The 19,203-nt window shown below is 67.5% G+C and carries 15 protein-coding genes; 8 read left to right on the forward strand and 7 right to left on the reverse strand.

The features are described 5' to 3' along the window. Positions 1-66: 66 nt before the first annotated feature. From gyrB to dnaA, 5 genes are all read right to left on the reverse strand, one after another. Positions 67-2,085 (reverse strand): DNA topoisomerase (ATP-hydrolyzing) subunit B, encoded by a 2,019-nt coding sequence (gyrB, locus tag MUN74_RS08880; RefSeq protein ID WP_244856114.1) that lies wholly within the window; start codon positions 2,083-2,085, stop codon positions 67-69. 123 nt (positions 2,086-2,208) lie between these two features. Further along, on the reverse strand, positions 2,209-2,697 hold the full coding sequence (locus MUN74_RS08885; RefSeq protein ID WP_244856115.1) for a DciA family protein: 489 nt from the start codon (positions 2,695-2,697) through the stop codon (positions 2,209-2,211). Continuing rightward, the gene (recF, locus tag MUN74_RS08890; protein WP_244856116.1) at positions 2,694-4,007 is read right to left on the reverse strand and encodes a DNA replication/repair protein RecF; all 1,314 of its coding nucleotides are present in this window, start codon (positions 4,005-4,007) and stop codon (positions 2,694-2,696) included. Before recF ends, MUN74_RS08885 begins: the two co-directional genes overlap by 4 nt. A 131-nt stretch (positions 4,008-4,138) precedes the next feature. Next, complete coding sequence (gene dnaN / locus MUN74_RS08895) at positions 4,139-5,296, reverse strand: DNA polymerase III subunit beta (RefSeq protein ID WP_244856117.1); 1,158 nt, start codon at positions 5,294-5,296, stop codon at positions 4,139-4,141. Positions 5,297-5,819: 523 nt separating this feature from the next. Beyond that, positions 5,820-7,241: a chromosomal replication initiator protein DnaA gene (gene dnaA / locus MUN74_RS08900; RefSeq protein WP_244856118.1), complete on the reverse strand. Its 1,422-nt coding sequence runs from the start codon at positions 7,239-7,241 to the stop codon at positions 5,820-5,822. Between the two features lie 439 nt (positions 7,242-7,680). Between dnaA and rpmH the strand changes: the two genes are divergently transcribed. The 8 genes from rpmH (at position 7,681) to MUN74_RS08940 (ending at position 16,711) form a co-directional block, all read left to right on the forward strand. Beyond that, positions 7,681-7,818: a 50S ribosomal protein L34 gene (rpmH, locus tag MUN74_RS08905; RefSeq protein ID WP_022889115.1), complete on the forward strand. Its 138-nt coding sequence runs from the start codon at positions 7,681-7,683 to the stop codon at positions 7,816-7,818. Positions 7,819-7,825: 7 nt separating this feature from the next. Further along, entirely contained in the window at positions 7,826-8,203 is a 378-nt protein-coding gene (gene rnpA / locus MUN74_RS08910) for a ribonuclease P protein component (protein WP_244856119.1), read from the forward strand. Then, positions 8,196-8,642, forward strand: coding sequence for a membrane protein insertion efficiency factor YidD (gene yidD / locus MUN74_RS08915; protein ID WP_244856120.1), 447 nt, complete (start codon positions 8,196-8,198; stop codon positions 8,640-8,642). Before rnpA ends, yidD begins: the two co-directional genes overlap by 8 nt. A gap of 9 nt (positions 8,643-8,651) precedes the next feature. Then, the gene (yidC, locus tag MUN74_RS08920) at positions 8,652-9,617 is read left to right on the forward strand and encodes a membrane protein insertase YidC (RefSeq protein ID WP_244856121.1); all 966 of its coding nucleotides are present in this window, start codon (positions 8,652-8,654) and stop codon (positions 9,615-9,617) included. 5 nt (positions 9,618-9,622) lie between these two features. Beyond that, positions 9,623-10,120 (forward strand): Jag family protein, encoded by a 498-nt coding sequence (locus MUN74_RS08925; protein WP_244856122.1) that lies wholly within the window; start codon positions 9,623-9,625, stop codon positions 10,118-10,120. A 31-nt stretch (positions 10,121-10,151) separates the two neighbouring features. Beyond that, positions 10,152-10,790 carry a 16S rRNA (guanine(527)-N(7))-methyltransferase RsmG gene (rsmG, locus tag MUN74_RS08930; protein ID WP_244856123.1) on the forward strand — a complete coding sequence of 213 codons (639 nt, stop codon included), beginning with the start codon at positions 10,152-10,154 and terminating at the stop codon, positions 10,788-10,790. 4,044 nt (positions 10,791-14,834) lie between these two features. Then, a complete protein-coding gene (locus MUN74_RS08935) occupies positions 14,835-15,728 on the forward strand; it encodes a ParA family protein (RefSeq protein ID WP_305038273.1) in 894 nt (297 codons plus the stop codon). Further along, complete coding sequence (locus MUN74_RS08940; RefSeq protein ID WP_244856124.1) at positions 15,728-16,711, forward strand: ParB/RepB/Spo0J family partition protein; 984 nt, start codon at positions 15,728-15,730, stop codon at positions 16,709-16,711. The genes MUN74_RS08935 and MUN74_RS08940 overlap by 1 nt, the downstream gene beginning before the upstream one ends. Positions 16,712-16,796: 85 nt before the next feature. Here MUN74_RS08940 and MUN74_RS08945 read toward each other — a convergent pair whose 3' ends face one another. Both MUN74_RS08945 and MUN74_RS08950 read right to left on the reverse strand, forming a co-directional pair. Next, positions 16,797-17,759, reverse strand: coding sequence for a D-alanine--D-alanine ligase family protein (locus tag MUN74_RS08945; RefSeq protein WP_244856125.1), 963 nt, complete (start codon positions 17,757-17,759; stop codon positions 16,797-16,799). A 52-nt stretch (positions 17,760-17,811) separates the two neighbouring features. Beyond that, positions 17,812-19,134 (reverse strand): aminotransferase-like domain-containing protein, encoded by a 1,323-nt coding sequence (locus MUN74_RS08950; RefSeq protein WP_244856126.1) that lies wholly within the window; start codon positions 19,132-19,134, stop codon positions 17,812-17,814. Positions 19,135-19,203: the final 69 nt, after the last annotated feature.

A 19,203-nucleotide genomic window follows, 5' to 3' on the forward strand; every position in this document is an offset into this window, starting at 1 on the left:
TCGACCTGGTCGATCCTGCCGTGGATGCCGGGACCCTCGTTCTCGTCGGCGCCCGGGTTGATCACATCAGATGTCAAGGAAACGCACGTCCTTCGCGTTCTTCTGGATGAAGTTGCGGCGGCTCTCGACGTCTTCGCCCATCAGGGTCGAGAAGATCTCGTCGGCGGCGGCCGCGTCGTCCATGGTGACCTGCAGCAGCGTGCGGGTCTCGGGGTTCATCGTGGTCTCCCAGAGCTCCTGGTAGCTCATCTCGCCGAGACCCTTGTAGCGCTGGATGCCGTTGTCCTTCGGGATGCGCCAGCCCTTCGCCTGCCCGTCGACGAGCAGCGCGTCGCGCTCGCGGTCGGAGTAGACGAACTGGTGGTCGGCGTTCGACCACTTGAGCCGGTACAGCGGCGGCTGCGCGAGGTACACGTAGCCGAGCTCGATGAGCGGCCGCATGTAGCGGAACAGCAGCGTCAGCAGCAGGGTCGTGATGTGCTGGCCGTCGACGTCGGCGTCGGCCATGAGCACGATCTTGTGGTACCTGGCCTTCTCGGTGTTGAAGTCCTCGCCGATGCCGGCGCCGAACGCCGTGATCATCGCCTGCACCTCGTTGTTCGCGAGCGCACGGTCGAGACGGGCCTTCTCGACGTTGAGGATCTTGCCGCGCAGCGGCAGGATCGCCTGGGTCTCGGGGTTGCGGCCCTGCACGGCGGAGCCGCCGGCCGAGTCGCCCTCGACGATGAAGATCTCGCTGATCGACGGGTCCTTCGACGAGCAGTCCTTGAGCTTGCCGGGCATGCCGCCCGACTCGAGCAGGCCCTTGCGCCGGGTCGCCTCGCGCGCCTTGCGGGCGGCGATGCGGGCGGTCGCCGCCTGGATCGCCTTGCGGATGATGTCACGCGCCTGCGTGGGGTTGCGCTCGAACCAGTCGCCGAGCTGGTCGGCCGTGACCTTCTGCACGAACGACTTCGCCTCGGTGTTGCCGAGCTTCGTCTTCGTCTGGCCCTCGAACTGCGGCTCGGAGAGCTTGACCGAGATGACGGCGGTGAGCCCTTCGCGCACGTCATCGCCCGAGAGGTTGTCGTCCTTCTCCTTGAGGATGCTCTTCTCGCGCGCGTACCGGTTCACGAGCGTCGTGAGCGCGGCGCGGAAGCCCTCTTCGTGCGTGCCGCCCTCGTGCGTGTTGATCGTGTTCGCGTAGGTGTGCACCGACTCGGTGTACGCCGTCGTCCACTGCATCGCGACCTCGAGGGCGATCTTGCGCTCGGTGTCCTCCGCCTCGAACGAGATGATCTCCTCGTTCACGAGCTCGGCGCGCTTCGACTTGTTGAGGTACTCGACGTAGTCGCTCAGGCCGCGCTCGTAGAGGAACGTGTCGGTGCGGGGACCCGACGACGCGGCATCCGCCTCGACCTCGGCGGTGTCGTCGGGGTCGACGACGTCGTGGCCGGCGCGCTCGTCCGTCAGGGTGATGCGCAGGCCCTTGTTGAGGAACGCCATCTGCTGGAAGCGGGTGCGCAGCGTCTCGTAGTCGTACTCGACGGTCTCGAAGATGTCGGGGCTCGCCCAGAACGTGGTCGTCGTACCGGTCTCGTCGCTCGCCTCGTCTTGCGAGAGCGGAGCCAGCGGCACGCCGATCTCGTACGCCTGCCGCCACGCGTGGCCCTCGCGCCGGACCTCGACCTCGAACCGGGTCGACAGCGCGTTGACGACCGAGGCGCCGACGCCGTGCAGGCCGCCCGACACGGCGTACCCGCCGCCGCCGAACTTGCCGCCGGCGTGCAGGACCGTGTGCACGACCTCGACCGTCGACCGGCCCTCGGTCTTGTGGATGCCGACGGGGATGCCGCGGCCGTTGTCGACGACGCGCACGGCCCCGTCGGGGAGGATCGTGACGTCGATCTGCGTGGCGTAGCCCGCAAGCGCCTCGTCGACGGAGTTGTCGACGATCTCGTAGACGAGGTGGTGGAGCCCTCGGGGCCCGGTCGATCCGATGTACATGCCGGGCCGCTTGCGTACCGCTTCGAGGCCCTCGAGAACCTGGATCGCGTCTGCGCCGTATTCGGGCGCGCTCTGGGCCTTCGTCGGTTCCGCTGTCATGGGTGAATCGGGCTCCAAACCGTCGTTCTGGCGACAGTCGATCCTATCAAACGGAGCCTTGCGTCCGACCGCCGACGGGCCCTCTCAGGGGATAACTCGACTCGAGCGACCGTTTTCGTCTCGTCAACCGTAGGTATCGCGAGGACCGCGCCCTGGAACCGATCTGGGACCCTTTTTCCAGGTGGGGGCGTCGGGTCCTTGGAAGCGGATCGTCTCGACCCCCGCGCCGGGGAACCGGGACACGATCTCGGTGACGAGTTGCGTGCGCATGAGTCGGAGCTGCGTCGCCCACGCCGTCGACGCGCACTTCACCTGCAGCACCCCGCCTTCGATCGCGATCGCCTCGGAGTGCCGAGCGGTCTCGTCACCGACGATCTCGGCCCACGACGCGAGGACGTCGTGCTGCGAGAGCGGACCCGTCCAGCCGAGCTGCGAGCTCAGGCCGTCGAGCGTCGCGGCGAGCGGCTTCGGGTCGCGACCCGGCGTGAACGGCTGGCTGCCCGACTCGTCGCGGGTGCGGACCCTCGAGCGGCCCGGACGCACCCGGGGCTCGCCGCCGAAGACCTCGCGGAAATGGCGGTAGACGCGCACGGACTCGGAGACGTCGGTCATGGGCGGGCCCCCTCCTCGTCGATCGGGATGTCGGTAGGAGTCTCGGTCTCGATCTCGGTTTCGGTTTCGGTCTCGGTCGCGGGCGCGGGCGACGGATCGTCGACATCGACGATTCGGCCGGCCTCGATGTGCACGATACGCGCGGTCAGTGGCGCCGGCACGTCTTCGAGCACCGCGGCGGTGACGAGCACCTGCTCGAAGCCGACGATCGCCTCGGCCAGCCGCTCGCGACGAAGGCGATCGAGCTCGGCGAAGACGTCGTCGAGCACGAGCACGGGGTCGCCCGTCGCCGAGTCGCGACGGAGGAGCTCTGCCGACGCGAGCCGGATCGCCAGGGCGAACGACCAGGACTCGCCGTGGCTCGCATACCCCTTCGCCGGCAGCCCGTTGAGCAGCAGCAGCACGTCGTCGCGGTGCGGCCCGACGAGCGTGACCCCGCGCTCGAGCTCTTTCGCGCGAAGCGCGCGAAGCGCGCCGGCGAACCGCTCGGCGGTGTTGACCGCCGGCTGAGCAGCGCCCGACGGGTCTCGATACGCGTCGTCGGTGCGCTCGGGCGCCACGCGACCACCGGTGGTCGCGTCGAAACCCGTCGATTCGCCGTCGACATCGGCCCCGTCGACCGACAGCACGGCGCGTAGCTCGGGCCGGTGATCGGCGTCGACGATCGACCGGTAGGCCGCCGCGACCGGTTCGGCGAGCTCGGCGATGAGCGCCACGCGCTGGTCGATGAGCTCGGTGCCGAGTTCGACGAGCCGTTCGTCCCAGATGTCGAGGGTCGTCAGCTTGTCGGCGGCGAGACCGCGGGCGCGGGCACTCTTGAGCAGCGAGTTGCGCTGCTTCAGCACGCGGTCGTAGTCGGCCATGACGCCCGCGAGTCGCGGTGAGCGCTGGACGAGCAGTTCATCGAGCATGCGTCGCCGGACCCCGGGTTCGCCGCGCACGATCGCCAGGTCTTCGGGCGCGAACAGCACGCTGTGCGCGTAGCGCGGCAGCTCGCGGGTCTTGACCGCGGAGCGATTGAGCTGCGCACGGTTCGCACCCTGCCGGTTGAGCTGCAGCTCGACGAGCAGACGGCGGTCGCCGTGGGCGAGCTGCGCCCGAATGATCGCCGCGTCGGCACCGGCACGGATGAGCGCCTGGTCGCTCGACACCCGGTGCGAGCCGAGGGTCGCGAGGTAGCCGATCGACTCGACGAGGTTCGTCTTGCCCTGGCCGTTGCGGCCGACCAGCACGGTCGCGCCCGGGCCGAGCTCGAGCTCGGCCCTCGCGTAGTTGCGGTAGTCGGTCAGTGAGAGGCGGGCGACGTGCACGGGCACCACTCCTCTCGATCGACCAGGACGACGTTACCGGCGGCGACCGACACTCGCCCGAGACATCCGGCACCACGGATTTCGAGGAGCGGCCGACCCGTCGGGCGCTCCTCAACCGGCATGGACCCCGATCAGCGCAGCAGCAGGTTGGGCTGCAGCAGGTAGCGGTAGCTGTCGGAGCCGGCCTGTTCGCGCGAGGTCTGGCTCGTGATGAGCACCGGGCCCGGCTTGTTCGGGTTCTCGGTCTTCGTGAACGAGATGCGCACGTACTCCGAGTGCACGGCGCCGAGGCCGTCGAGCAGGAACTGCGGCTTCAACGACACGACCGTGTCGTCGCCCGTGAGGATCGCGTCGATCGATTCCGATGCCTGGGCCTGCTCGGAGCCGATCGCCTCGAGGGTGAGCCCGTCGGCGGAGAAGCTGTAGCGCAGGGCGGCCTCGCGCTCGAGGACGAGCGCGACACGACGGGTCGCCTCGATCAGGTCAGCGGTGTTCATGACCGCGTAGTTGTCGACCGTGTCGGGGAAGAGCCGGCGCACGGGCGGGAAGTTGCCCTTGATGAGCAGCGACGTGACGGTCTTCTTGTCGGCGCTGAAGGCGATGAGCTCGCGGTCGTCGCGGCTCGTGATCGCGACCGAGATGTTGCCCGAGTGGCCGAAGGTCTTGCCGACCTCTTGCAGAGTGCGCGCCGGGACGAGGGCGGTGACGGCTTCGGCGTCGCCCGCGCCGGCGACGCTGCCGCCGTCCCAGTCGATCTCGCGCACGGCGACGCGGTAGCGGTCGGTCGCGACGAGCCCGAGGCTGTTCTCGCGCACCTCGAGCTGCACGCCGGTGATGACGGGGGTGACGTCGTCGCGCGACGCCGCGACGGCGACCTGCGCGACGGCGGCCGCGAACTCCTCGGCCGGAACGAGACCCGACTGCTCGCCGATCTCGGGGATGGACGGATACTCCTCGACGGGCATCGACAGCAGGGTGAAGCTCGCCGAGCCGCAGCTCACCGAGATGCGGCTCTCTTCGGTCGCGACGCGCACGGGCGCGTTCGGCAGGCGGCCGGCGATCTCGGCGAGGAGGCGGCCGGAGACGAGCACGGTGCCGGGCTCCTCGACGTCGGCCTGGATCTCGGTCTGCGAGGACACCTCGTAGTCGAAGGAGGAGAGCACGAGGCCGTCGGCGTTCGCCTGGATCAGCACGCCCGACAGGATCGGCAGCGTGGTGCGCTGCGGCAGCAGCTTGACGGCGAAGGAAACGGCCTCACTGAAGACGTCGCGATTGACCTGGAACTTCACGGTTCTCCCGTCGTGGATGTCGCTTGGTGGGTCCCATGCTATCCGCAGAGCCGTTCGGGGCGCCGGTGAATCGAGCCCGCCTGTGCGAACACCCGACCCGCGCTCGACGCGCGCCGACCTCGAGGTTGTGGGAATCGACCCTTAATCACTCTCTCTTAACGGTGTTAACCGTTGTGGAAACTGTGGATGGTGTTCGGAGACCCGCGGAACGATGCCGATCGAGGGGGTTCGGGTCTGTGCACACCGTGTGGAATCGTCGACGGATGCAGCGGGGCGGCGTCGATCGCCGAACGGTGTTCTGCACAGGGCGCAGAACGGTGTCAACAGTCCCGTCGCGGTTGCTCGTTAACAATCCACAGGTTCTCCACAACTGTGGGAACCGTTCGGAGATGGGTCTGCACGGGCGCTGCAGAGCCTGCTCGGGCTGGTTGAGGAGCGACGAAGGAGCGTCTCGAAACCATGTAACGGCGGGACTGGGTTTCGAGACGGTCGCTCGGCTCCCTCCTCAACCAACCGACGCGGGTCAGCGGTAGCGCGTCGTCTGCTTGATGCGCGCGGTGAGCTCGGTCACCTGGTTGTAGATCGAGCGGCGCTCCTTCATGAGCTCCGAGATCTTCTTGTTCGCGTACATCACCGTCGTGTGGTCGCGGTTGCCGAAGAGCTGCCCGATCTTCGGCAGCGAGAGGTTCGTGAGCTCGCGGCAGAGGTACATCGCGATCTGGCGTGCCGTCGCGACCGCCTGCGAACGGCTCGAGCCGTAGAGGTCGTCGACGGTGAGCTTGAAGTAGTCCGCCGTCGCCGTGATGATGTCGACCGGTGCCACCACGTTGTCCGAGTCATCCGTGATCAGGTCTTTGAGCACCGTCTGCACGAGCGGCATGTCGACGGGCGTGCGGTTGAGGCTCGCGAACGCCGTGACGCGGATGAGCGTGCCCTCGAGCTCGCGGATGTTCGAGGAGACCTTGGACGCCATGTACTCGAGGATGTCGTCGGGCACCTGCAGTCGGTCGGACTGCGCCTTCTTGCGGAGGATCGCGATGCGCGTCTCGAGGTCGGGCGCCTGGACGTCGGTGATGAGGCCCCACTCGAACCGGCTGCGCATGCGGTCCTCGAAGCCCGTGAGGTGCTTCGGCGGCACATCGCTCGTGATCACGACCTGCTTGTTGTGGTCGTGCAGCTGGTTGAAGGTGTGGAAGAACGCCTCCTGCGTCTCGGCCTTGCCCTGCAGGAACTGGATGTCGTCGATCAGCAGGATGTCGATGTTGCGGTACCGCTGCTGGAAGAGGGAGCCGCGGTTGTTCGCGATCGAGTTGATGAAGTCGTTCGTGAACTCCTCGGAGGAGACGTACCTGACGCGGATGCCCGGATAGAGGCTCATCGCGTAGTGGCCGATGGCGTGCAGGAGGTGCGTCTTGCCGAGACCCGAGTCGCCGTAGATGAAGAGCGGGTTGTACGCCTTGGCCGGCGCCTCGGCCACGGCGACCGCGGCGGCATGCGCGAACCGGTTCGACTGGCCGATGACGAAGCTGTCGAACGAGTACTTCGGGTTCAGCCGCGTATCGCGCGGCGTGACCGGGCTCGTGTTCTCGAACACCGACTGCGGCGATGCCGGCAGCTCGACGGGGTCGGGCTCGGTCGCGTAGCCGGCCTGCTGCTCGGCGGCCGCGCGCACCTCTTCGAGCTCGGGGTTCACGACGACGTAGAAGGAGGTCACGGGCGACGGTGCCTCGACCGTGCTCATGGCCGAGAGGAGCGAGACCCGCATGCGCTGGTTGAGCATGCTCGCGGTGAAGTCGTTCGGCACCTCGAGGTAGAAGGTGCCGGCGGCGATGCCCTTCGGTTCGACCAGGTTGAGGAAGCCCTGGAGCATCGGGGTGATCGCGTCGTCGTCCGACAGTCGATCGAGGATCGTCGCCCACGTCTCGGAAATGGGCTGTTCGGTCATCGTTCCCCGCAATCAAGTTTCGGTGCTCTCGTGGGCCGCTCATCGATCCCCCATCGACGAAGCGAGCGGCGCGAGGCGAGTGTTCACAACGTTCTCCACCGCCTGTGGGGAGATTCGGGAACTCGCCCGGGATTCCGCGCACGAAGCTGGGGATAACTGGTGTCAAACGCTATCCGAGGATGCCGCCGCCGACAAATGCCGATCGGAGGATTCGACATCGCGGGCGTGTCGTTCCACAGGTGGTATCGAGGTTCGAGCGATACTGTGGGGTTCGAATTGCGCCGTCGTGCGCGGCCGCCGGTTTGACCGGGGGCCGTCGAGGCCGTAGTTTTAATCAGTTGACCCCAGCCCTTTCGGGCACCCAGTTTTCCCGCCGCCGCGCTGCAGCACGTGTCGCAGCCACTTTCCGGCGAGGAGATCCGACAGCCGGAGAAGAAGAATGAGCAAGCGTACGTTCCAGCCGAACAACCGTCGTCGCGCCAAGAAGCACGGCTTCCGCCTTCGCATGCGCACCCGTGCGGGCCGTGCCATCCTGTCGGCACGCCGCGCCAAGGGCCGCACCGAGCTCTCCGCGTAATTCGTCGGTGCTCGCCAAAGCCAATCGCATCACGAGCGCCGACGACTACCGAGTCATCGTGCGCCGCGGTGCGAAGGTCGCCGGTGCCCACACCGTGAGCTACATGCGTTCACGGGAGTCGGGCACCGACGCGCGCTTCGGCTTCATCGTCTCGAAGAAGGTCGGCGGCGCGGTGCGCCGCAACCTCGTGCGACGTCGCCTCAAGGCGGCGTGCTACGAGGTGCTCGGCGACGGCTTCGCAGGCACCGACATCGTGGTGCGGGCACTGCCCTCGGCGGCCGACGCCGATTGGGCGGCATTGAGGGCCGACGTGGTCCGGGCGGTCGAGAAGCGCCGTGCGCGTACGACGTCGACGAAACAGCAACAGGGCGGGTCGCATGCGTGACCTCGCCCTTTTCGTCGTACTCATCCCCCGTAACCTCGGGGTCCTCCTGATCCGCGGTTACCGCAAGCTCATCTCTCCGCTCTACGGCGACGTGTGCCGCTACTACCCGACCTGCTCGGCCTACGGGCTCGGATCGGTGCAGCAGCGCGGGCTCGTCATCGGCTCGGTGCTGACCGCGTGGCGCATCCTGCGCTGCAACCCCTGGTCGCCCGGCGGCATCGACGATGTCCGGCCCGCTCGCCACGATCGCTATCGCGTGACCCGATTCGGCTGGGTGCTCCCGGCCGGGTATGTGAAGGCGGATGCCTCGGCGCCGACGCCGCACAACCATCACGGGTCGCACGCCGGCCACGAGGCATCCTTCGAATTCTCGGCGCAGCGGATGCCCGCCGCAGCAGCCGCCATGATCTCCTCCCCCAGCCCGTCCCGAAAGGACTGACCCCAGCCCATGGATCTCATCAGCCTGGTTCTCTGGCCCATCAAATGGGCCGTCGAGCTGATCCTCGTCGCCTTCCACTCCTTCTGGGACTTCCTCGGGATGGACCCGAACGCGGGCGTCACCTGGGTGCTCTCGATCGTCGGCCTCGTGCTCGTGGTCCGCGCGGCCCTCATCCCGATCTTCGTCCGGCAGATCAAGAGCCAGCGCCGCATGCTCGAAGTGGCGCCGCAGCTCAAGAAGATCCAGGACAAGTACAAGGGCAAGAAGGACCAGCTCTCTCGCGAGGCGATGTCGCGCGAGACCATGGAGCTCTACAAGAAGACGGGCACCAACCCGCTCTCGTCGTGCCTGCCGCTGCTGCTGCAGATGCCGATCTTCTTCGCCCTGTTCTCGGTGCTCAACGACGCACAGCACGACAAGGCCGGCGTCGGCCTGCTCACGCAGGAGCTCGCCAACTCGTTCGCGAACTCCGAGTTCCTCGGCGCTCCGCTGAACTCGACGTTCATCCAGCAGTGGAACCTCATGATCGCGGGCGATCCGTTCAGCGTGAACACGATGATCATCGCCCTGTCGATGATCGTGCTCATGACCGCATCGCAGTTCATCACCCAGCTGCAGATCGTCTCGAAGAACATGTCGCCCGAGACCAAGGCGAGCCCGATGTTCCGGCAGCAGCGCATCCTCCTCTACCTGCTCCCCCTCGTGTTCGCGTTCTCGGGTGTCGCCTTCCCGCTCGGCGTCATGTTCTACTGGCTCGTCTCGAACTTCTGGACCATGGGTCAGCAGTTCGTGGTCATCCGCAACATGCCCACGCCCGGCAGTGAGGCCGCGAAGGCCCGCGAGGCGCGTCTTGCCAAGAAGGGCAAGCTCGTGGTCGAGGACAAGGGCGACTCGACGACCGTCGTCGTGGAAGAGAAGAAGTCGCAGCGGCAGCAGCCGATGAGCAAGTCGCGCGCCAAGAAGCAGGGAAAGTAAGAACGATGACCGACGTGCAGCACGACGCCGACGAGCGCTCGACCGCCCAGCTCGAAGAAGAGGGCGACATCGCCGCCGACTACATCGAGGAACTGCTCGACATCACCGACCTCGACGGTGACATCGACATCGATGCGCGCAACGGTCGCGCGTACATCTCGGTGAACGCCGGCGACGGCGCGAACCTGAGCCTGCTCTCCAAGCCTGAGACGGTGAGCGCGCTGCAGGAGTTGACTCGCCTCGCAGTGCAGACCAAGACCGGCGCCTTCTCGCGCCTCATCCTCGACATCGGCGGCTCGCGCGACGCACGTCGCGATGAGCTGGCGACGCTCGTGTCGCGAGCGGTGGAGCGCATCGAGGGCGGTGCCACCGAGGCGGCACTCCCCCCGATGTCGTCGTACGAGCGCAAGCTGGTGCACGACCTCGTCGCCGAGCAGGGTTTCCACTCGGAGTCGCGCGGCGAGGGCGCTGACCGCCACACCGTCATCACCCGCGTCGGCTGACCGCGCCGCACTCGACGTTTCACGTGAAACGATGACGATCGACGGACTCGAACCCGAACCGGCCGGCGCCGCGACACTCTTCGGAGCGCACATCGAGAAGGGTCGTGCGTTCACCACCGCCCTTGCCGAACACGGTGAGGAACTCGGACTCATCGGACCGCTCGAGCTGCCGCGGCTCTGGACGCGGCACATACTGAACAGCGCGCTCGTCGCACCGTTGATTCGCCAGGGTCGTGTCGGCGATGTCGGCTCCGGCGCCGGTCTGCCGGGCATCGTGCTCGCGATCATCCGGCCCGACGTCGAGTTCGTGCTCATCGAACCGATGGAGCGCCGCGTCGCCTGGCTCGAGCGCCAGGCGACTGAACTCGAGCTGGCGAACGTCACCGTCGTGCGTGCGCGCGCCGAGGAGTCGAAACTGTTCGAGGCACTCGACCAGGTCACGGCCCGCGCGGTGAGTGCGCTGCGCACGCTCATCCCGGTGACCGCTCCCCTCGTCCGCCCCGGCGGCGAGCTCGTGCTCATGAAGGGCGCGAGCGTCGAGGGTGAGATCGGCAAGGCCGAGAAGGTCATCCGCAAATTCGGCCTGCGCGATGTCGAGGTGCTCGTGCTCGGTGAAGGCATCGTGCCCGAGTCGGAGTTGACCAGGGTGTTCCGCGCGGTCGTGGACTGAAGTCGGCGGTCGATTGAATCGGCCATCGATCGGGAGTGAGCCGCGTCCGCGGCTGAGCCCGAGTGGCGGGCAGTCGGTTGCTCGCCGGCCTCGATACGCATTTCGTTCGCGTGGGCCGCGATGGCGTCGACGACGGCCGGTGCTGGACCATCGCCAGCCGCCAGCCGCCAGCCGCCAGTCGTTTCAAGATCGTGCGCCCGCCTCGATCTCACGCACCCGCGCGCCCGTGGTGATCGTCCGCGGTGACGGCCGGCTGCCAGCAGTGGTCCGCGGTGCCATCGATCATGGGTGTTCACCGGTCGTGGCCTCGATCGCGCGGGCGACCGCGGGCTCGGTAAGCAGCGGGAGCAACGAGATGCCCGGGATGCCACGCGCGATCCCGATTGGGAGCGCGAGTGTCGCGGTCGACTTCGCGACGATCAACTCGGGGCCACCCCGGCGCTGTCGATGGCGGCATCGACGCGGGCGGGGAGACGTGCGACCGGGGATCATCGCGCGCGCCGTCGTTCCGCTCGAGCCCAAGGGCCTGCCAACCAGACGCGCTGAGTAGCTGAGCCGACCAGTACACCAAGGACGCCTGAAGCGGTTAGCCGGATTCGCGGAGGAGCAAGGCGGTCGGTGCGGCTGGTTCCGTCGCCGGGATGGGGTTCGCGGTAGGTCGCCATTCGCTCGACGCGATGGAATCTGCGCAGTGTCGCCGTCAGGAGGGGTCGGGTATCCGGCTGCGGGCGCTCCCCCGGGTCCTGCTCGGTTCGTGCAATCCCGCCGCCGTTGGTTGCGGTGTCTGGCGCTTGCGGCGGGGTGGATGTTTCACGTGAAACGTAGCCTTCTCGACATCGCGCCGCCGGACGACCGCGGCTGCGCGTGCATTCACATCTCGCCAGGGGTCCGGTCCATCCAGTCCTCGACTCGGATCACCTCGCCGCGTCAGCCGAGGGCCGGTGGGGCGGCGTACGGATGTTCACGTGAAACGCTTTGGCCTTGCGGTGGTCGGCTGGGGCGATGAGAGTACGGGAGCCCATGGCGGTGACCACCTCTCACTTCACCTCTCCCCCGTGGGCGATCGATCATGCGCGACGTGGTGCGTGGTGCTTGCCGACAGTAGGCCTCCTCGCTTGTCATCAAGGAGTGAGGCTATGCCCGTGAGCCGTGAGCCGTGAGCCGTGAGCCGTGAGCCGTGAGCCGTGAGCCGTGAGCCGTGAGCCGTGAGCCGTGAGCCGTGAGCCGTGAGCCGTGAGCCGTGAGCCGTGAGCCGTGAGCCGTGAGCCGTGAGTGATGAGTCGGGAGTGATGAGTCGGGAGCGGTGAGCCCTGAGCCGTGAGTGGTGAGTGGCGAGTGGTGAGCCGTGGGGCCGTGGGCCGTGGGCCGTGAGCCGTGATCGGCTACTGGTCGCCGGGCGAAAATCGATGCCGGCCGTTCTCATGTTTCGTCGCGCCTGGAGTCATGGAGACGGCATCGCCCCTGTTGTACGTGGAGGCCTTCTTCCAGGGCAGGCATGGGAACCGCATGGTGAGCTGGAACGTGGGGACGAGGCGGGGAAGGCGAGGCTAGTGCATCCCGGTGCAACGCCCAGCCGCACACGGTTCGACGTCTTGGCGTGCGTGCCGCAGTCGTCACTTCGGACATCGGGTCGTGCCGCCAGTTCGGCGACGGATGGTCGCTCTCAAGCAGGCGCGGTCGAGCTCGCCTGAAGACCTCGATCTCGAGCGGTGCGCACGAATTTCTCGGTGCGCCACGATGGCGTCGTTCGTCTGTAGTGGCGCCATCTGCAGCGACGGCTTCTGGCTCGAGCAGTGTGTCGTGACCATTCGGGGCGATCTGTGCTCCAGACGCGCGCGCCACCTCCGTCGGACGGGGCGGGACTCTCGTCACACTGAGTTGGCTGCTGCCATGGTGGACGTTGGGCGCACGAGTCCGCAGGCCCAGCAGCGCCATGAGTCACCTGTTGCATGCGCGCCGGGCCAGTGTGCGTTGAGCCGGTAGCGCCGGCAACGCGTCGTGAACGACTGGCTCTCCCGGCCGGCCACGCTCGAACAGGCGCATCGCATCGTTCGAAGCGGTCGCGGTAAGCGTGCGTTCGACTATCTGGTGCTTCTCCCACTGCCGGCGCGGGTGGTGGAAAGCCGCTGTGACGCCGAACCTGTGCTGTCGTGCAGAGCGCCGGGCTCCATGCCGGGATGGGCCAAGTCGTGTGGCTGTACGGGCGTTCGATGGATCGAGCGCTGACATCCAGCTCCCACCTCACGCTGCTGCCGGGGCCGGTTGTTCGGATCTCGGTCACGAAGTCGGATCCACGCGGTTGCCTGGTCGATCGATCCAGTGCCTCACCGAAACGAGCAGACGCTGTATCGCCGCAGCGGATCGTCATGCGGAGAGCTCCGAACGGCGGGGTGGCGAGGTGGATCAGCGTTGCCGACCGCGTCACTGCTCGTCGGTGTGGCACCACTGCGCAGGTTGAGTGTGCTCGGCTGTCGCGAGATGCCGATCCGGATGGCTGTCTCGCCTGCCACGGTGAGCGGATCCTGCCTTCTCGCCCTCACCTCACGCGGCAGAGCATCTCTCGCGTCGGGCGCACGTGTGTCCCGTCGTGAGTGAGTGCTCGCCACGCATCGGACGGCCGGGCAACGAGTGGGTTCGGGCGCGATCGAAAGTCCGAGCGTTTCACGTGAAACATCGGCTCAGCCCGGCAGCAATCGGCGCGGAGTGACTACCGACGGGTAGCCGCCGAACTGTCGGTGATCAGGGCGGAGGAGCCTGTTCTGTGGCGGAGCTTGAACGGTGCGCCCCGGCATTCGCATGTGCCGAGCCCGAGATGATCGCAGCTTCGCGCAGTGTCTTCCGTTCGCGTGCAGCGACGGTTCGGTCGTCGAAGTCCAACGTCGTGCTGCGAAACCGCTTGGGCCCTCGCGGCACGTTCGGAGGGATACGAGCGCTGAAGCTCGCACCAGGCCGGAGGTTGCTCCGTTTCACGTGAAACATCGTCAGCCGCGCGCGCGTGTTCGTTGCGCTGCCCGGGTCCGGCGCGTTTCACGTGAAACGACGTCGTGAGTCTCGTGGAGTGCCTGCTGGTTGTCGATTCGACCGGCACGCGACGGCGGTGACGGTTAGGCTGGACTCTCGGGTCGCAGCACGTGAATTCGCAGGAAGATCCACGAGGAACGGGAGACGACGGTTATGACGCCTGGTGGGGGACGAGGATGGTTCCATCGTCGACGCTCCCGCCAGAATGAACCGGAATCGACTCCCGAGTCGACGATGAATCCGGGTGTTCCGAACGAGGTCGATGCCATCACCGAACCGACGGCCGGTCGTGAGCAGCTCGGGTCTTCGGTGACTCAGCCCCCGACGAATGCCGCGCCGGCAGCGCAGTCGGCGAATGCGACGTCCGGGGCCGAGACCACTCCCCCGGCAGCTGCATTCGACTGGGATGCGGCGACTGCCGCGGCCTTGAACGACGAGGCCGACCGCTCCGCGCTCCCCGAGGTGCATCCCCTCGATGTCGAAAGCGGGCCCGATCGCCTGCTCGAGGACCTCATCCGCGAGATCGTCGGTGACGCGGCAGTCGACACCGCCACGTCGCTCCACCCCGAGTCGTCAGGCACGGAAGTCGTGCAGGAGCAGGACGAGCCGGTCTCGCGCACCGCTGCAGACGTTGCATCGAGTGACCCAGCGCAGTCGTCATCCGAGGCAGATCACCTGGAAGCGCCCGCGGCGGCCCCCGCATCCGCCGCTGAGGCGGCGGTGGCCGCTGCGACCGAGCCGGCTATGCCTGCGGCGCCCGCGCCGGAGCCCCTGGCGACAGAGCCGTCCGAGGCTGAGCCCGTGAGCGAGCCGCCCGCGTCGCCGATTGTCGCGCCGGAGCCGCTCGATGCACCGCCCGTCGAGCAACCACAGCCGACCGCCTCTGCGGAGCCTTCCGCGGCGCCTTCTGTCGCCGAAGAACCGGCTTCGTCGGCCGCTGGAACGCTCGCCGAGCCGCTCCCCGCGCCCGAAGCCGCTGCCCTGCAGCCGATCACAACCCCCGATGTTTCACGTGAAACATCGATCAATCACGGAGGAACTCCCCTGGCTTACGAACTTGCCGACGAAACGCGCCGGCGCATTGCGCTCGAGGAGGCCGTGCTTCCGAAGCCGGCGAAGACTCGTGTGCTCACGATCTCGAATCAGAAGGGTGGCGTCGGCAAGACGACCACTGCCGTGAATCTCGCCGCCGCACTGGCGCGATCAGGTGCACGCGTGCTCGTCATCGATCTCGATCCGCAGGGAAATGCGTCGACCGCACTCGGCGTCGACCACCGTTCCGAGCAGCAGAGCGTGTACGAGGTCCTCGTCGCCGACCTCGCGCTCTCCGAGGTGATCCAGCCGTCGACCGAGCACGAGTCGCTCGACTGCGTGCCCGCGACCATCCACCTGGCGGGCGCGGAGATCGAGCTCGTGTCGCTCGTCGCCCGCGAGCAGCGGCTCCGTCGGGCGCTCGATGCGCATCTCGCGTCGATGGACGAGCCGTATCACTACGTCTTCATCGACTGCCCGCCGTCGCTCGGCCTCTTGACGATCAACGCCTTCGTCGCGGCGCGCGAGGTACTCATCCCGATCCAGTGCGAGTACTACGCGCTCGAGGGTCTCTCGCAGCTGCTCAGCAACATCGAGCTCATCGAGAAGCACCTGAATCCCGAGCTCCGACTGTCGACGATCCTGCTGACGATGTACGACTCGCGCACGAACCTCGCGCAGCAGGTGGCGCAGGAGGTTCGCGACCACTTCCCCACGCAGACGCTCGATACGATCATCCCCCGATCGGTGCGCGTCTCCGAGGCACCCAGCTACGGACAGAGCGTGATCAGCTACGACTTCGCGTCGAGCGGATCCCTGTCGTATCGAGAGGCAGCAGCCGAGATCGCACGACGCGGCGCTGCGAAAGCAGAGGAAACCAACTGATGGCAAGCAAGCGAACCGGACTCGGCCGAGGCATCGGCGCACTCATTCCCACGGTCGACGAATCGACGAAGGCGAACCGTCCGGTCGACGTCTTCTTCCCCGACGCCGACTCGACGCCCGCCACGGCGGTCGCAGCGGTGGAGCAGGCGGCCGCCGCTGAGGATCTCATCGCCGTGCCCGGCGCCCGGCTCGCCCGGCTCGATCCGAACGACATCGTCCCGAATGCCGTGCAGCCGCGGAGCGTCTTCGATCCCGAAGACCTTGCCGAGCTCGTGCACAGCGTGCGCGAATTCGGCGTCTTGCAGCCGATCGTGGTTCGCCCCCACCCCGACCAGGTCGGCAAGTACGAACTCGTCATGGGCGAGCGCCGCCTCCGGGCCACGAAGGCAGCGGGTCTCGACACCATCCCGGCCGTCATCAAGGACACCGCCAACGAGGACATGCTGCGCGACGCGCTCCTCGAGAACCTCCACCGGTCGCAGCTCAACCCGCTCGAAGAGGCATCGGCGTACCAGCAGCTGCTCGCCGACTTCGGCATCACGCAGGAGGAGCTCGCGAACCGTATCGGTCGATCCCGGCCGCAGATCTCGAACACCCTGCGTCTCCTGAAGCTCCCCGAGCCGGTGCAGGTGCGCGTCGCCGCCGGCGTGCTCAGTGCCGGACATGCACGCGCGATCCTCTCGGTCGGCGACTCCGACGACATGCAGCGATTCGCCGACAAGATCGTGAACGAGGAGCTCTCGGTGCGCGCCGCCGAGTCGCTCGCGTCGCAGGAGCCGAAGGCGGCCGCTCGCGTGAAGCCTTCGGCAGGCAAGCGGCAGGACTTCCTCGACGATTTGGCGACGAGGCTCGGCGATCGGCTGAACACCCGCGTGAAGATCGCGCTGGGCGCTCGAAAAGGCCAGATCAGCATTGATTTCGCAACCGTTCAGGACCTTCGGCGGATCCTGACGGAGCTCGGCGAGGAACTCGAGGGTGTCTGATCTGGTTCCGCCCGCAGAATCGCTCCTGACGAACTGAAATCAGTGATTCGAGGGCCTCGTTCCGACTGGAACGGGGCCCTCGTCGTCACCCGATGAACCGGGCGTGTGCCGTTCGGACGAGTCGGTCGTAGAGCTCCGACGCCGTCGACCCCGACGCCTCGATCGCGAGCGGGACGAGCGAGGTCTCCGTCAACCCCGGCAGCACGTTCGCTTCGAGGAACCACGGCGTGCCCATGGCATCCACGATGAAATCCACCCGGGACAGGTCGCGAAGGCCGAGCGTCGCGTGCGCGGTGATGGCGGCTTCGGCCGCTGCCGAGAGCTCGGACTCGGCGAGACGCGACGGTGCGTAGAACGTGGTCTCCCCCGCGTTGTACCGCGCGTCGAATCCGTAGACGCCGGCGGTCGGCTCGATCTCGACGGCCGGCAAGGTGGTCGCACCGTCGTCGGTGCCGATGACCGTGACCGCGATCTCGGTACCGACGATGCGGCGCTCGACCACTGCGACGTCATCGTATGTGAACGCCTCGACCATCGCGCGCGCGAGTGCGTCGGGGTGATCGACGATCGACACACCTTGCGCCGAACCGCCTGATCCGGGCTTCACGACCAGGTCGCCGTCGAGCTTCTCGCGAACGACCCTCAGCACGCTCGCGGCGCCCAGCTCGCGGAACGCCTCGTGCGAGAGCACGATCGACTCGGGCACGGCGATGCCGGCTCCGGCGACGAGCGAACTCGCGACCGGCTTCGACCACGCTCGGCGCGCGGCTGCGCCGGTCGAGCCGACGGTGGCGACGCCGATCGCCGCGAGCAGCTCGAGCAGCGAGCCGTCCTCGCCGCTCGATCCATGCAGGGCCGGGAATACGACATCGGGACGATCGGACGCGAGGTACGGAAGGAGTCCGGCATCGGGATCGCGCAGCACGACCCGGTGGCCGGCCGCGGTCAGTGCGTCGGCGACCCTTCGGCCCGAGCGGAGCGAGACATCGCGTTCGTGTGAGATGCCTCCGGCGAGGACGACGACATTCAAACCGGTAGATTCGCTCATGATCAGGTATTTCTCCAGTGCTCGAGCCGGCGTGGCGAGGATGCTGCGGGGACTACTTGAGGTCGGAGGGCGGCGCCTGCTCCACGCCCGGAGTTGGCGGGAGCTGCAGGGTGCCCGTGCCGGCGAACGTGTCGAGCAGGTCGAGCTCGCCGTTCACCACGGTCGCCAGGCGACGGATGCCGAGCCGGATCGCGTCGGGTGTCGGATAGCAGAACGACAGCCGCATCGCGTGACGGCCGCGTCCGTCGGCGAAGAATGCCGTTCCGGGCGTATAGGCGACGAGCTCCTTCACGGCGCGGGGCAGCATCTGCTTCGAGTCGAGCATGTCGGGCATCGTGACCCAGACGTAGAACCCGCCGTTCGGGTTGGTCCACGACAACTGCGGCAGGTACTCGCCGAGTGCCTCGATCATCGCGTCCTTGCGTTCGCGGTAGACGCCGCGGAACGTGTCGATCTGCCCGCGCCAGTCGGCGGTGGCCAGGTACTCCGAGACGACGAGCTGGCTGAAGGACGACGGCGACAGCACCGCCGACTCCGCCGCGAGGATGAGCTTCTCGCGGATCGCGTGCGGGGCGAGCGCCCAGCCCACCCGGAACCCCGGGGCGAGGGTCTTCGAGAAGGAGCCGAGGTAGATGACGCCCTCGGGGTCGAGCGACCGCAGCGCATTCGGAGCGGGCTCGTCGAAATGCAGCAGCCCGTACGGGTTGTCCTCGAGGACGAGGATCTCGTTCGCTCGGCAGATCTCGAGGATCTCGGGCCGGCGCGAGGCCGAGAGCGTGACGCCGGCCGGGTTGTGGAAGTTCGGGATCGTGTAGAGGAACTTGATGCGTCGCCCCTGGCCGCGCAGGTGGGCGATCGTCTGGCGGAGCGCCTCGGGGATCAGGCCGTCGTCGTCCATCGCGACGTGCACGACCGACGCCTGGTACGAGCGGAACACGCCCATCGCGCCGACGTACGACGGAGCCTCGGCGAGCACGACGTCGCCGGGGTCGAGGAACAGCTTCGCGACGAAGTCGAGCGCCTGCTGCGAGCCGGTCGAGGTCACCACGTTGTCGACCGTGCCGCGGATGCCCTCGATCGCCATCACGTCGAGGATCTGCTCGCGCAGCGCGGGGACGCCCGCTCCCCCGCCGTACTGGAGCGCGACCGGGCCCTGCTCGCGCATGACCTTCTCCATCGAGGTCGTGATCAGGTCCTGCGGAAGGGCCGACACGAACGGCATGCCGCCGGCGAGCGACACGACCTCGGGCCGGGAGGCGACGGCGAAGAGGGCTCGGACTTCTGAGGCGGCGAACCCGGCGGCTCGCTCGGCGTAATTCGCGTACCAGGGGTCGAGATTGTTGCCGGTCCGCTGGGGGACGCCGTCAGAGGTCACTGCGCTATCCGTTCTGCTTGGGAGTTCAATGCTAGTTGCCGGGGAACCTGCGGAATGACGGGGTTACGT

Source organism: Agromyces sp. H17E-10 (genome assembly GCF_022919715.1).
Lineage (GTDB): Bacteria > Actinomycetota > Actinomycetes > Actinomycetales > Microbacteriaceae > Agromyces.